The following is a 12,735-nucleotide window of genomic DNA, read 5'->3' as shown; positions in this document are numbered from 1 at the left end:
GGAGTAAATTCACGAATAATATTCTAAATTCCGTCATATCCATCTCCAATACAGGTCAGTATAGGAGCCATGATTTTGTTAAATTTTATTGAGGTTTCATAGCTATATCTTCGGGTAGAAGGAAAACAATATTGTAATTTCTAAGCTAGTTATGAAGTTTTCTGATGGATGAAATTATGCTGAACATTATTGCTTGGATAATCCTGGGTTTGATTGCTGGAGCTATAGCGAAAGCTATTTATCCTGGTCGTCAAGGTGGTGGAATGGTTTCAACGATGATTTTAGGTATCGTCGGTGCTGTAATTGGGGGAATTTTAGTTACTCTCTTAGAGACAGGAAGATTTCAATTAACTGCTGCAACCCTCAGTATCCCCGGTGTAATTGTTGCCGTCATTGGCGCAATAATTGCTATCTTTCTATGGAACTTATTAGCTGGGCGTACCAGTTATTAGTTGAATTAAATTGTAGAAAAATCATGTTTAGGGCCAAGTTGTTAGTGATTAACCATTTTCAGATTTCGCATACATTACAAACTCCACTTTCTAAAAGTTAGTGGAGTAATTAATGTAAGGCTATTAGTAATGAATCATTGTTTGTAATGCTATTTGCACTGCAAAAACTCGATTAATCTAAAGCTTTCTTAAGTTCGTCTTTAATGTTTTCTACAGTGTGACTAACTTGGGCTTCAGCTTGCTTTGCTTGTCCTTCGGCTTTATCTTGTGGATTACCGGTTATTTCACCCACAACCTCTTGAATTTTTCCTTCAATATTTTTTGCAGTAGCTTCTACTCTTTTTTCGGCACTCATGGTTTTATTTCCAGCTTGTAGTTGATTCAGCTATTACATAAATTAACAACAGAGTATTGTTTTTAACTTCCATCAACCGATAGAATAATTTGGGAAATTATGTATCTTAAGATAGATACGGAAGGCTACATGAGTACGCAAGTAAAAAAAATATGAAAAAAATATTAATATATTGAAAATGCGCGATGTCCAGATCCCCGACTTCTTCGAGAAATCGGGGATCTAACTTTTCACGAAGTATTTATGACTGCTATATGCATCTTCATAGAGAATGAGATAAGTAAGTCAAAGCAAATTTTTAAATAAAAGGAAAGTAAAGGAGTGCCAACAAAACGTCAAAAAAATGTCTGGAGGAGTGAGATTAATGACATCATTCGGGGTGCTTGTGGAGGATTTTTATTTGGCATACCCTTGCTTTACACAATGGAGGTTTGGTGGATTGGATCGCTGGCAAAACCACAATTGATGATGATGGCGATCGCATTGATGTTTGTTGTAGTTTACTTGCTTAATCAGATAGAAGGCTTTCGGAAACGCAGATATACCGGGCTAGCTCATCAAGCCGCAATGGATACTGTAGAAGCGATCGCGATCGGACTAGCTTGCTCTACCTTTGTACTGTTACTACTACGAGAATTGACACCAGAAACTTCCCTAAGGGAGTCTTTAGGGAAAATCATCTTTGAAAGTGTGCCCTTTGCTCTCGGTGTAGCATTAGCCAACCAACTTTTGGGAGATATTGAAAACAGCAATGCAGAAGGACAAGCAACCAACAGCATAACCAAGAACAAAGGGGGTGAGTTAAACGCCACCTTCGCAGATTTGGGTGCAACTCTAATTGGTGCAACTGTAATTGCATTTAACATTGCTCCAACAGATGAAATTCCCATGTTAGCAGCCGCAACTTCGGCACCTTGGGAATTAGCAATGATTGCCGCATCTTTGTTGATTTCTTATGGCATTGTATTTCAGGCAGGCTTTTCTGATCAGCAAAAGCGAAGACAGCAAAAGGGAATTTTCCAACGACCATCTAGCGAAACTATTATGTCCTACCTAGTTTCACTGCTAGCAGGGGCTTTTATGCTGTGGTTCTTTCAAAAGTTAACTTTTAGTGACCCTTGGACAATGTGGTTAGATCACACTTTGATACTGGGATTACCTGCAACTATTGGCGGTGCAGCCGGAAGGTTAGCAATATGACTAAAACAGAACAACAACCAAAGCGCTCAATGGCTGAGTGGGTAACATTCAGCATCGCTTCATTTATCCTAGCAATCGTTGTCAGTCTGGTAGGCTACACTTGGCTGAACGAAAAGAATCAACCTCCCATCCTTTCTGTTACTAAAAAAGAGACAATTAGGGAAATTGATGGACAATTTTATGTTCCCTTTGAAGTAGTTAATAGTGGAGGAGATACGGCTGAGTCAGTTCAGATTATGGCTGAGTTGCTGATTGACGGTAAAGTTACAGAAACAGGAGAGCAACAGATCGACTTTTTATCTAGTGGGGAAAGTGAAGAAGGAGCATTTATATTTAGCAAAAATCCGCGCCAAGGTCAGTTAAATCTGCGTGTTGGTAGCTATAAATTGCCATAAGTGAAGCATTTAAAACCGCAGACAAACACGGACTAACACAACCTCTAAAGGTGGGCTAGATGCCCACCTTTAGAGGTTGTTGGAAAAGTCCTCTTGTCTTCTTGGAAATTCTTAAGCTTTAACCTTAGCTTTTGACCAAACGCCATTTTGATCTTCATCATATTGCTGATGAACAGACTCCCAGGCGGCTTGTTCAGCGGTGAACTCGTCATTTTTCTCATTGAAGACGGTGTTATAACACTCAATGAATGTACTCTGAGCTTCATTAGAAAGATGAGCGCGAACCTCTGGAGACAAATCTTCTGGACTGTTGCACTGTCCAGGACAAGGGCGAGCAAAGGTTTTTTCAATCGTGTTAATTTCTTCGGCACCAGCACTTTCGAGTAGCAATTGAAATTCGCCAGTGCGATCGCTCGGAACTTCTGCCATCAATAAGAATTCGCCAGCTTGTAAGCGGGTTTGGTAGATCGCCGCTTTATCTTCTGGCATTCCCAAAGTAGTTAGAACCGATACTAGACCGGCACCTGCACTACCTGCGATCGCTCCACTAGCAGCCCCTAGTAGCACTGCACCTATGGGTCCTGCTGCCACGATTGGGCCAACAAAAGGAATAAACAATACGCCTACACCCGTAAGCAAGCTGAGAAAGGAACCAAACAAGGAACCAAAAACTGCCCCTGTTCTCAAACCTCCCAGAATCACATCTTTCTTACTAATAAAGCCAGCAATTCTCGTTTCCGACTGGAAATTTCTGCCCATCACTGAAATATGATCTCTAGGCACACCCCTGTCTAGTAAACGTCGAATCACATCATCAATTTGCTTCTGTTCTTTGAATACAGCAGAGATGGTACGTTCTGCTTTATAAACTTCTGCCACTTAAATACTCCTTGTATTATGTTGTTTTTGCAATAAATATGGTGAATAGGTAGATGCAGGCAGATTAAACCCTGTGTGCAACTTTCTCTCAAACATAATCCCAACCCCTTCCCTACGTTCGTGCAGCGTGCCAAAAGCAGGGAAAGAATCAAAGCCTCTCGGATTCTGGGGAGATAAATAGAATTGGGGTCTTAAAAAACGTTATGAGCTACACACCCACAGCAGTCTTACCTTTTGTTGCTGGCTGTTTACCATCTGGATCTATTGCTTCCCCTTCAATAAATGAACGCAGCATCCAAGCTATCTCTTCATGCTGTTCTAGTAGTCCAGTTAAAAAGTCAGCAGTTCCCTGATCGTGAAACTCTTCACCAGACTGATCTACATGGTCTCTTAAGTTGCGAATAACCTGCTCGTGATCATGTACTAGATTAGCTACCATTTTTGTTGCTGTGGGAACATTACCACCATGTTCTTTCAGGGTAGCAAGCTTGAGAAATCCCTCTAATGTGCCAACTGGATAACCGCCCAAAGTACGAACCCGTTCTGCTAAGGCATCAATATTTAGAGTTAGCTTTTGATAGTGTTCTTCCCAAAGCTGATGCAAAGAGCGGAACTGAGGGCCGACAACATCCCAGTGGTACTTTTTGGTTTTCACCAACAGTAAATAGGCATCTGCCAAATCTTGATTCAACAGATTAATTACACCTTGACGCTGTTCTTCGGTCAAACCAATGTTTATCGCACGCATTGTTTTCCATCCCTAAGCAAACTTCTTTATTAACTTCTCAAATTTCCCACCTAATCCACATCAACCAAAGGAAACATTATGAGTTTAGATTAATTATCACATTACATAGTTATACCTATGCCTTAATAGGTAGTATTATTCAGCAAATTTAATGATTAGCTATAGCAGTCCTATTTGATTTGTAATATTTAAAACCCTAAAAACCCCAACTTCTCAAATAAGTCAGGATTTTTGTTTGTCATTTTTATTTTATATTGAATTGAAGTTGGGAAATTAACGTTACTAAGTAGTAATGGGTCACTGCTTTTAAGCAATCACCCATTCATTACTACCAAAAAATTACCAAGGTATTAACTCTGTTACTTACCTGTAACTTTTTCCAACAAATTCTTTACATTCTCTTCCACTGAGGTTGCACCCTGTGAATTTTCAGGACGTTTCTGCTTGTCAATATCAGCAGCTCCCTGAACCTCATTGAGTCCTTGATTGGACTCCTTTTGAACCTTTTTCAATCCTTGTGGTGGTTCTTTAGCGGCTTCATCGGTTTTGCGCTGGATGTCAAGCAGTTGTGTAGTACCTTCAGTGGGGTTACTTTGGTAGCTATCCATTGCAAAAGCAGGAAAAGCATTAGAGAACAATAGTAAGGCGCAAGTAAAAGCGACAACTAGAACACGTACTGGACGTAACACAGATAAAACAGAAGCAACAATTTTCATTTGAAGTCCTCAATAACAGCTTTAACAACGCAAAACTTTCACTGAAAGAGTGGAAGCAAGTAACTTTATTTTGCAAATTTGAGCAATAATAAAACTAGCAAGTTACACTGCAATAGGAAAGTTATTGAAAAACGAACCTGACGAAGGAAGAAATTGTCTTTAGTATTTCTGCATATAAGAATTAGCTTGGGATAATAGGCAAATACCACCTTAATTCTTTAGCAAAATGATTACACTTCATATTGACGTTCTTCTTTCCAGGTTCCCTGTTTATACTTTTACTTTGAAAACGCTAACGTCTGCATCAATCTCTAGAATGAAGTTTCCTATATCTGTAGTTGCAATAAAATCAGTCTCTAGGCATATCGACTTAATATAGTTTTAGCTGGCTAATGCCTCTACTATTTATGTTCATTTAGCTCAACTTTATCCAATCAAAGGAATCTAATTGCTATGCACCTTAGAGGATATTTGTAAAGCATCAAGTTATATAAATATCACCCATGACCCCGGTTTTTAAGCTACGGTATATACACAAGTCCAATTGATTCTCAACTAGACTTGTGTATACACGGTAGCTTTTTAAAGGAGGGAGAAAATGAATCCTACCTTTAGAGGTTGTTTGAAAAGTCCTCTGGTTGGTAGCAAAACGTTTTAGATCCCCCTAAATCCCCCTTAAAAAGGGGGACTTTTAGAGACTTTACCCCCCTTTTTAAGGGGGGTTGGGGGGATCAACAAGTGCCTAAAATTACAGCCAACCACTTTTCAAATAACCTCTTAAAGTTGATAAGTCTGCCTTATTACTTCTTCTATTGAACTTAAGCGATGGAACATTTCTATTAATTCGTGGGATCTTGTTTTTCGCTTCGCCAGCAGCGCTTTTAACGGCGTTAAATAATGAACATCTAGGTCATCTCCTAAAGCAACTTCGGCTGCTTGTAAGACTTTTGTCGCATTCCCAAAAATATCCTCATTGTCAAACCCTTCTTTTGCAGAAAGTTGGTGTAACATTGCATTCGGTACAGTTGCTCTACCCAGCAAGGTTTTATCTAACACCAAGCCTTTCAATAATGTCAGCAAAGCCGCATAGATAGAAAAATCATCACAACTATCACAAGCTTTAAATTCAATGCGTCCCACTTCAGCCGGAATGCGGGCAATTTTTGTCAAGGAAGGTATGCTATTAATCAGTTGTTCCTGCTCCTGAATAAAAACCAGGGCTGCTGGTCTTTTTCCAGTTCTGATAAACGTTCGTACCGATAATCCATCCCATAAACCTCCTTTATAAAAAGGGGAACTATAACTAAAAGGGACAATATAGGGACTGTAATAGGTGAACTTTTTGCCAATATCAATTACATCTTCAGTAGATAAATCTGCTACTGAGATATTTAAATCTGGCCCATAAGACACCATGTGAATATTAGCAGTTTGTTCGTCAGGATAAGCCTCTAGCTGTTGGATTTCATAATCATTTAATGGGGGTTGAGGATCAAAAACTGGATTGTAGGGATTAAAACTTACCAAAACTGGTGATAAACCAAAGTTAGCGGCAATCTCACGTAGCAAGTTAAAACTTTCTGATAATTCAGTAATCGCACCTTGAATATCAGAATGTATAGTTGTTCTAATTTCGATACCTTTAACATGACAGTCTATCACCTTGTCGGAATCTGCAAATCTTTCAAATCCCTCAATGTACCATCTTTTCATCTTAATACCCGCATCCCCAACCCGTAGTTGAGGATAATCGCTAGGGTATGTGGGTAGCTTTTCAATAATTTGATTTAAATCAGCAAATTTTGTGTGGGAAAAATCAGCAAACTTTCCTTCTTGGTTGAGGAAAGCGACTTCATGCTCAATGCCAAATGAAAACATTATATATCTCTTGATTTCTTAGATTTAACCTAATTTAACTAATGCCAAACGAGACGAATCGCACAGAGGAGGAAATAACATCAGATGCGATTAATTTACGGCGTTCCGTTTCCTCAAAAAACTGTCGTCGCAGAACCATGACATCCGATGAAGAGTGTCTGAGTTCCAAGTGCTGTACATGGATAGCGGGGCGTTTAGCCCGTGCTGAGTTGAAAGACCGCCCACACTCTTGCGGGGCTTTTACCGTAGTGCGAAAGTACTAAGTACTTCTTAAATTTACTCAGCACTCAGCACTCAGCACTCAGCACTGAGTGGGTAAACCTTGCCGTTATCTACTCGCTCAAAGCGTGTGTTCAGTCCTGCACCAATCTCGATAACAGAACCTTGGGGATGTTGATTGAGGTAGTTGCGTACCCAGTTGTCGAGGATAGTTCCTCGTAAACAAGAGCCTATCTGAGAAGATTTAGCAGTAGTAAATTTATCAAATTCGTAGTCGAGCGCTGCAAGAATCTCAGATGATTTAGGATCTACTATAATTGGATCTGCTGCCTGAAGCTCACAAGCTCTAGCCCAGAGGGTAATTAGTAGTGTTTCTTGAATGATGCCAAGGTTAACTTTGGTTTTATTCATGAATATCTCCACAGCACAGATTAAATCTCCTTTTCAGTTTAAGTAGAAAAAATTCTCAAGATTACTCTCAAATGGATTTTACCCCAAGACCGACTGTTGCGATTTGAAAACTTCTCTGGTTGATTTCTTGAGGGGCTACGCTTACGCACTTTCTTGATTTTTGCTGTCCCCACTATCTTCATAGTCACTGTGTAGGGTAGCTTAGTAGTGACTGAGGAAAGCTTGAGACGTGAGTTTATGACAAGTACCGTTCAATCCCCCTACAGCAGCGAACAGATTGCCGCTTGGTTGCGTGGGCTGCTTACTATTGCTTGGGCTGATGGTAATTTTGATGCTCAAGAACAGGAATTAATTGCCAACATCACCAAAGATGAATTAGCTCCTAAGATTAAATGGGACTCACTAGAGATAATTACGCCAGAAGAATTGGCCGCAGTCTTGGGTAAAAGTACGCCAGCAGCGGAAAATTTCTTAAGGACAGCGGTGATGGTAGCGATCGCTGATGGTACTTATTCTCCCAGCGAAGATCAAGTTCTGCAACAATTCTGCCAAGCCTTAGAACAGCCGGAGAATTTCCTGGAAGCCCTTCGCCACACCCTGGAACACCCAGAGAAAATTACCCCCACTCCCCTCACAAATGGACTTACAAAACGTCAAATTGATGCACTACACCCCCTACGCGAGTGGCTAGATGGGCTAGATATCCAAGACCCAAGAGTAGCCCGCTTTTTGTGTAAAATGATTCCCTCCCAGTGTCCCTTTGAGCGGGATGTCACCTTATTTGGACGCAAGATTGTCCACATCCCGCCGATGTGTAAAATTAATCCCTTGTATGATCAACTGGTGGGCTTACGTTTCCGTGCCCTCTCTTATCTGGCAGATAAATGTGGTGAAGATGTTTCACCATATATTTGAGTGCTGAGTGAGGAGTGCTGAGTGCTGAGTGAGGAGTGCTGAGTGGGGAGTAGCGAGTGTGAGTTACAAGTAAAGAGTGAGAAATGAGGTTTTAAAACTTATAATTTATAACTCGCAACTAATAACTCAGCACTAGCTCAACCTTAGCTATCCGCTAACAGGACTCTAGAAATATGCAATTTATCGACCAAGCAAAAATTGAAGTTGAAGCTGGTAAGGGCGGCGATGGTATTGTCGCTTTCCGGCGGGAAAAATACGTGCCGACTGGTGGCCCCTCTGGTGGTAATGGAGGACGAGGCGGTTCGGTAATTTTTGTTGCCGATGAAAACCTACAAACTTTGTTGGACTTCAGATACAACCATCGCTTTCAGGCAGAAAAGGGGACTCGTGGTGGGCCAAGTAACTGCACCGGAGCAGGAGGAAAGGATTTGATCATCGAAGTTCCCTGCGGTACAACCATTTATGATGCTGAAACTGGCGAATTGCTGGGAGATTTAACTGAGCCTAAGCAAACTTTGCTGATTGCTCAAGGTGGTAAAGGCGGACTGGGAAATCAGCATTTCTTAAGTAACCGTAACCGCGCCCCAGAATATGCTCTCCCAGGATTACCAGGGGAAATAAAGCAGCTGCGCCTGGAGTTGAAACTTTTGGCAGAAGTGGGGATTATTGGCTTACCAAATGCTGGTAAATCCACTTTAATTTCATCTTTATCAGCGGCACGTCCAAAAATCGCAGATTATCCCTTCACTACCCTGATCCCAAATTTGGGTGTAGTGCGGAAACCTACTGGCGATGGTACTGTTTTCGCCGATATTCCCGGACTAATTGAGGGAGCAGCTCACGGTGCAGGACTGGGACATGATTTCTTGCGCCACATCGAGCGGACGCGAGTGCTACTTCACTTGATTGATGCCACTAGTGATGATGTGGTTAGGGACTATAACACAATCAAGGAAGAATTACAAGCTTATGGACGGGGTTTAGCAGAACGCCCGCAAATTTTGGCGCTGAACAAAATTGATGCAGTTGATCGGGAAACTGTCGATTTGGAAGCGTTAGCCACCCAACTTAATCATCTCTCCTACGCCCCGGTTTTTGTGATTTCAGCCGTTACTCGCACCGGATTAGAGCCAATGCTACAAGAAATTTGGGGAATTCTCGACCAAATGAAAGTTCCTGAAGAAGTTGAGGCATTTAGATAATTCGTAATTCGTAATTCGTAATTAATATTTTCAGAAGGGGTAGCTATCGGCAGTAGAAATACTTTGTTTTTTACTTAGGGAACTCCAAGAAATAAATTATCCAATATTGTGGGGTGGGCATCTTGCCCGCCATATAAACTGGGATCTTGTGTCGCCCACCCCACAGGAGTTAATTGGATATTTTTTTATTTGGAAGTCCCTTACGGGTTAAAATTACGAATTACGTAGATCGCTTGTTGCTAGAGGGGAGTATTATTAATTACGAATTATGTTGAAGAATCCTGGATCAGAGGAATCTTAATCACAAACTCAGCACCTTGTCCTGGCTGTGAAATACATTCTAAAGAACCGCCATGTCTTTCTGCAATGATCTGGTAGCTGATGGCAAGCCCCATCCCCGTACCTTGGCCAATAGGCTTGGTGGTAAAGAAGGGGTCGAATAGCTGTTTTTTAACATCTTTTGTTATTCCTAATCCATTATCGGCAATTGTAATTGTTACTTGATTTGACTCTTGTAGTTGGGTGCAAATGCAAATTGTTGGAGAAGTCATTAGTCCTTTGTAATTTGTCCTTTGTTTAGAGTTGTTTTCTAATGACAAATGACAGATGACAAATGACTCCTCTAAAGCATCAATCGCGTTTGACAAAATATTCATGAATACTTGGTTTAGCTGCCCAGCGTAACATTCAACCAGCGGTAGTTTGCCGTATTCTTTGATGATTTCAATTGTTAGGCGTTGGTCATTAGCATTGAGGCGGCTTTGTAAAATCATCAGAGTACTGTCAATTCCTTCATGAATATCAACAGCTTTCATTTCGGCTTCATCCAAGCGTGAGAAAGTTCGTAGAGAAAGCACAATCTCTCGAATCCGGTTTGCCCCACCTTTCATTGAGTTAATTATTTGTGGTAAATCTGATTTCAAAAATTCCAGTTCGATTAGTTCTACAAAATCCTCAATTTCTGGCACAGGTTGAGGATAATGACTTTGATAGAGTTGCAAAAGTGAAAGTAAATCTTGGGTATATTCCTGGGCAGGAGTGAGGTTGCCATAAATAAAATTGACCGGGTTGTTGATTTCGTGTGCCACCCCTGCGACTAGTTGACCTAAGCTGGACATCTTTTCACTTTGAATTAAGTGAGTCTGGGTATACTGAAGTTCGCGGAGTGCTTCTTTAAGTTCTTCGGCCTGTTGTCGGAGTTGCGCTTCCGACTTTAGCAGGGCTTCTTTGGCTTGTTTACGTTCTGTGATATCTCTAGCAACAGCTACCCGACAGAAAGGCTCTCCTGTTTCAGGATGTTTAACCATAAATAGGCTGCAATCTGTAGGAATTTCTATACCTGTTTGAAAATGCCTATGGCGAAACTCGCCTTGCCAGAAACCATGTTCAAGCATCAAAGGAATAATTTGCTCTTTCAACTCTGCAAAAGCTTCTGGTGAATGAAAATCAACCAATAATTTAGTTTTGGCTTCTTCCAGGCTAATAAGTCCCACCATCTTGAGTCCGGCGGGGTTCACATAGAGAACTTGCCCTTCCATTGAAGAAATGCCAATAAAGTCGCTGCTGTTTTCAATCAACGCAACAAATTTTTGCTGTTCCTCTTCAGCGCGTTTACGTTCTGTGATGTCTAACACCAGTGAAGCAACACCAATCACCTGGCCATCAGGAGCCACTAACGGGTTGTTATACCACTCACCAACTATTGTCCTACCATCTTTAGTGATGTTCTCGTTGACACTCAAACTTCCTCCACGTTGTGTTAATAGGGCGGTTATAATCTCATCTACTTGCTTTCTGGCGTTTTCAGGTACTATGGTCTCAAAACTACTCCCCAGCATTTCCTCTGTGGTGTATCCAAAGATTCTTTCTGCTGCCCGATTCCAGGTCTGAACCTCAAACTTGGTATTCCATTCAACAATGGCTAAAGGTGTTTGTTCAATCAGCAACGCCAGTCTTTGCTGTGAAGCCCTGAGTTCTGTCTCTGCTTGCTTGTATTCGGTAATGTCGCGAAAATACCAAATCCTACCGTAATAGTCTTTTAAAGCTGATGTCTGACCACAAGCTCCTTGGTATTTATGCACGGGTGCAGAATAGCGCTCAAAAATCTTTCCAGACTTGAGGAAAATTTCATCACGACTGCTTTTTTCTGGATGCTGGTAAAGATACTCCACTTTAGCTAGAAATTCGTCTGGCTTTACTAGTTGGTCTAGTACGCATTTCAGAAGTTGGCGATCGTCGCCTGTTTGAAGCAGTGCGGCAGGAATTTGCCATAACTGGGAGAATTTCTGATTTGATGATGTAACTATACGATTTTCATCAATAATTAAAATTCCGTCGATGGAAGCTTCTTGTTGAGCTTGGAGTAAGGCATTCATGCGGTGTAGGTCTGACTCTGCTTGCTGGCGTAAGCCTAGTATGGCTTGCTGTTCGCTGATGTCGCGAAGCAACCAACGCCAGCCGACCTGCTGACCCTGTGAATCATACATCGCAACCATCTTGACACTAGCGGGAAAAACTGTACCTCCTCGTGCCTTGAGATGGACTTCCCAATCCTGCACCTGCTGTAAATTTGCCAGTTGGCTGATGAAAATTTGGTGGTCTGCTTCATCGACAAAGAGGATGAATAGTTTACCTATCAGATAGTTTTGTCTCACAGATAGTAAGGCTGCGGCTACATAGTTAGCCTCTTTGATGATGCCAGCTACATCGGTCACCAAGTATGCATCTGGGGCGAGATCAAACAAATCCTGATAACGCCGATGCTCTAATTCTGCCGTTTCACGAGCGATCGCTAATTTTTCGTTTTTTTGGCGCAGTTCTTCTTCAACTATCTGGAGTTCTTCGAGGGTTTCCCGAAGCATCTCACTATTTTGCATGAGTCCAGTAATATCACTAGCTCTGCCACTCACACCCAAAACTTTCTCGGCTTCATTCTGTAAAATGATATCTCGAATACTACCCACCAAAAATTTATTACCAGTCTCATCCTCAAAGCAAGATTTTTTTGTAGATATGAGATGAGTTATACCCTGGGTATCAGTAAAAATATCCTGGTTTTCATTAGTAATATTTGTCGTGAAAACCAGCTCATCTTTTTGCCGGGACACATCAGCTGCTGCTTGCGGAAAAAAATCATAGTCTGACTTACCAATTAATTCTTCTCGGCTATGACCGACGAAATCACAGTAAGTATCGTTGAGTAATACCCAGCGATGTTGACGGTCTTTGACAAAAATTGGGTCAGACATACCATTGATCATCTGATGCAGAAATACCAAGGAGAAGTTTTGCGGCTGCGTGTTTTGCTTTTGCGCGGGGTTATCTAAGAATCTAGGATGGTTCATACCAGAATTTATCTCTAAAAT

At 41.3% G+C, this 12,735-nt stretch carries 13 protein-coding genes; 6 read left to right on the top strand and 7 right to left on the bottom strand.

Going from position 1 to position 12,735, the window contains the following annotated elements:
* Positions 1-179: 179 nt before the first annotated feature.
* Entirely contained in the window at positions 180-452 is a 273-nt protein-coding gene (locus tag HUN01_RS03270; RefSeq protein WP_181932539.1) for a GlsB/YeaQ/YmgE family stress response membrane protein, read from the top strand.
* Between the two features lie 172 nt (positions 453-624).
* Here the strand turns inward: HUN01_RS03270 and HUN01_RS03265 are convergent, their stop codons facing one another.
* Positions 625-807 (bottom strand): CsbD family protein, encoded by a 183-nt coding sequence (locus HUN01_RS03265; RefSeq protein WP_181930064.1) that lies wholly within the window; start codon positions 805-807, stop codon positions 625-627.
* Between the two features lie 321 nt (positions 808-1,128).
* Here HUN01_RS03265 and HUN01_RS03260 point away from each other — a divergent pair, with 321 nt between their 5' ends.
* Entirely contained in the window at positions 1,129-2,007 is an 879-nt protein-coding gene (locus tag HUN01_RS03260; RefSeq protein WP_181930063.1) for a TIGR02587 family membrane protein, read from the top strand.
* Positions 2,004-2,402, top strand: a complete 399-nt coding sequence (locus HUN01_RS03255) for a TIGR02588 family protein (RefSeq protein ID WP_181930062.1) — start codon at positions 2,004-2,006, stop codon at positions 2,400-2,402. The genes HUN01_RS03260 and HUN01_RS03255 overlap by 4 nt, the downstream gene beginning before the upstream one ends.
* Positions 2,403-2,513: 111 nt before the next feature.
* On the opposite strand, the gene HUN01_RS03250 is transcribed toward HUN01_RS03255, so the two are convergent.
* The 4 genes from HUN01_RS03250 to HUN01_RS03235 form a co-directional block, all read right to left on the bottom strand.
* The gene (locus HUN01_RS03250) at positions 2,514-3,281 is read right to left on the bottom strand and encodes a ChaB family protein (protein ID WP_181930061.1); all 768 of its coding nucleotides are present in this window, start codon (positions 3,279-3,281) and stop codon (positions 2,514-2,516) included.
* Positions 3,282-3,489: 208 nt separating this feature from the next.
* Positions 3,490-4,029 carry a Dps family protein gene (locus HUN01_RS03245; protein WP_069070335.1) on the bottom strand — a complete coding sequence of 180 codons (540 nt, stop codon included), beginning with the start codon at positions 4,027-4,029 and terminating at the stop codon, positions 3,490-3,492.
* Positions 4,030-4,388: 359 nt separating this feature from the next.
* Positions 4,389-4,745, bottom strand: coding sequence for a hypothetical protein (locus tag HUN01_RS03240; RefSeq protein ID WP_181930060.1), 357 nt, complete (start codon positions 4,743-4,745; stop codon positions 4,389-4,391).
* 777 nt (positions 4,746-5,522) lie between these two features.
* Complete coding sequence (locus HUN01_RS03235; protein ID WP_181930059.1) at positions 5,523-6,623, bottom strand: glutamate-cysteine ligase family protein; 1,101 nt, start codon at positions 6,621-6,623, stop codon at positions 5,523-5,525.
* Between the two features lie 41 nt (positions 6,624-6,664).
* On the opposite strand from HUN01_RS03235, the gene HUN01_RS03230 reads away from it, so the two are divergent.
* Positions 6,665-6,886: a hypothetical protein gene (locus HUN01_RS03230; protein WP_181930058.1), complete on the top strand. Its 222-nt coding sequence runs from the start codon at positions 6,665-6,667 to the stop codon at positions 6,884-6,886.
* A 31-nt stretch (positions 6,887-6,917) separates the two neighbouring features.
* Here HUN01_RS03230 and HUN01_RS03225 read toward each other — a convergent pair whose 3' ends face one another.
* Positions 6,918-7,253: a hypothetical protein gene (locus tag HUN01_RS03225; RefSeq protein ID WP_238845943.1), complete on the bottom strand. Its 336-nt coding sequence runs from the start codon at positions 7,251-7,253 to the stop codon at positions 6,918-6,920.
* 237 nt (positions 7,254-7,490) lie between these two features.
* Between HUN01_RS03225 and HUN01_RS03220 the strand changes: the two genes are divergently transcribed.
* Together HUN01_RS03220 and obgE are read left to right on the top strand one after the other, a co-directional pair.
* Positions 7,491-8,168 (top strand): Mo-dependent nitrogenase C-terminal domain-containing protein, encoded by a 678-nt coding sequence (locus HUN01_RS03220; protein ID WP_181930057.1) that lies wholly within the window; start codon positions 7,491-7,493, stop codon positions 8,166-8,168.
* A 173-nt stretch (positions 8,169-8,341) separates the two neighbouring features.
* A complete protein-coding gene (obgE, locus tag HUN01_RS03215) occupies positions 8,342-9,370 on the top strand; it encodes a GTPase ObgE (RefSeq protein ID WP_181930056.1) in 1,029 nt (342 codons plus the stop codon).
* Between the two features lie 266 nt (positions 9,371-9,636).
* Here obgE and HUN01_RS03210 read toward each other — a convergent pair whose 3' ends face one another.
* A complete protein-coding gene (locus HUN01_RS03210) occupies positions 9,637-12,714 on the bottom strand; it encodes a PAS domain-containing sensor histidine kinase (RefSeq protein ID WP_181930055.1) in 3,078 nt (1,025 codons plus the stop codon).
* Positions 12,715-12,735 lie beyond the last annotated feature (21 nt).

The organism is Nostoc edaphicum CCNP1411 (genome assembly GCF_014023275.1).
Lineage (GTDB): Bacteria > Cyanobacteriota > Cyanobacteriia > Cyanobacteriales > Nostocaceae > Nostoc > Nostoc edaphicum_A.
The sequence above is the reverse complement of the archived record's forward strand: the minus strand, read 5'-3'. Positions and strand labels throughout refer to the sequence as shown.

Excerpts from the sequence above, each read along its gene's own strand:
- HUN01_RS03265 (WP_181930064.1), bottom strand. The coding sequence starts at position 807 with ATGAGTGCCGAAAAAAGAGTAGAAGCTACTGCAAAAAATATTGAAGGA.
- HUN01_RS03255 (WP_181930062.1), top strand. The coding sequence starts at position 2,004 with ATGACTAAAACAGAACAACAACCAAAGCGCTCAATGGCTGAGTGGGTA.
- HUN01_RS03245 (WP_069070335.1), bottom strand. The coding sequence starts at position 4,029 with ATGCGTGCGATAAACATTGGTTTGACCGAAGAACAGCGTCAAGGTGTA.
- HUN01_RS03240 (WP_181930060.1), bottom strand. The coding sequence starts at position 4,745 with ATGAAAATTGTTGCTTCTGTTTTATCTGTGTTACGTCCAGTACGTGTT.
- HUN01_RS03235 (WP_181930059.1), bottom strand. The coding sequence starts at position 6,623 with ATGTTTTCATTTGGCATTGAGCATGAAGTCGCTTTCCTCAACCAAGAA.
- HUN01_RS03230 (WP_181930058.1), top strand. The coding sequence starts at position 6,665 with ATGCCAAACGAGACGAATCGCACAGAGGAGGAAATAACATCAGATGCG.
- HUN01_RS03225 (WP_238845943.1), bottom strand. The coding sequence starts at position 7,253 with ATGAATAAAACCAAAGTTAACCTTGGCATCATTCAAGAAACACTACTA.
- HUN01_RS03220 (WP_181930057.1), top strand. The coding sequence starts at position 7,491 with ATGACAAGTACCGTTCAATCCCCCTACAGCAGCGAACAGATTGCCGCT.
- obgE (WP_181930056.1), top strand. The coding sequence starts at position 8,342 with ATGCAATTTATCGACCAAGCAAAAATTGAAGTTGAAGCTGGTAAGGGC.
- HUN01_RS03210 (WP_181930055.1), bottom strand. The coding sequence starts at position 12,714 with ATGAACCATCCTAGATTCTTAGATAACCCCGCGCAAAAGCAAAACACG.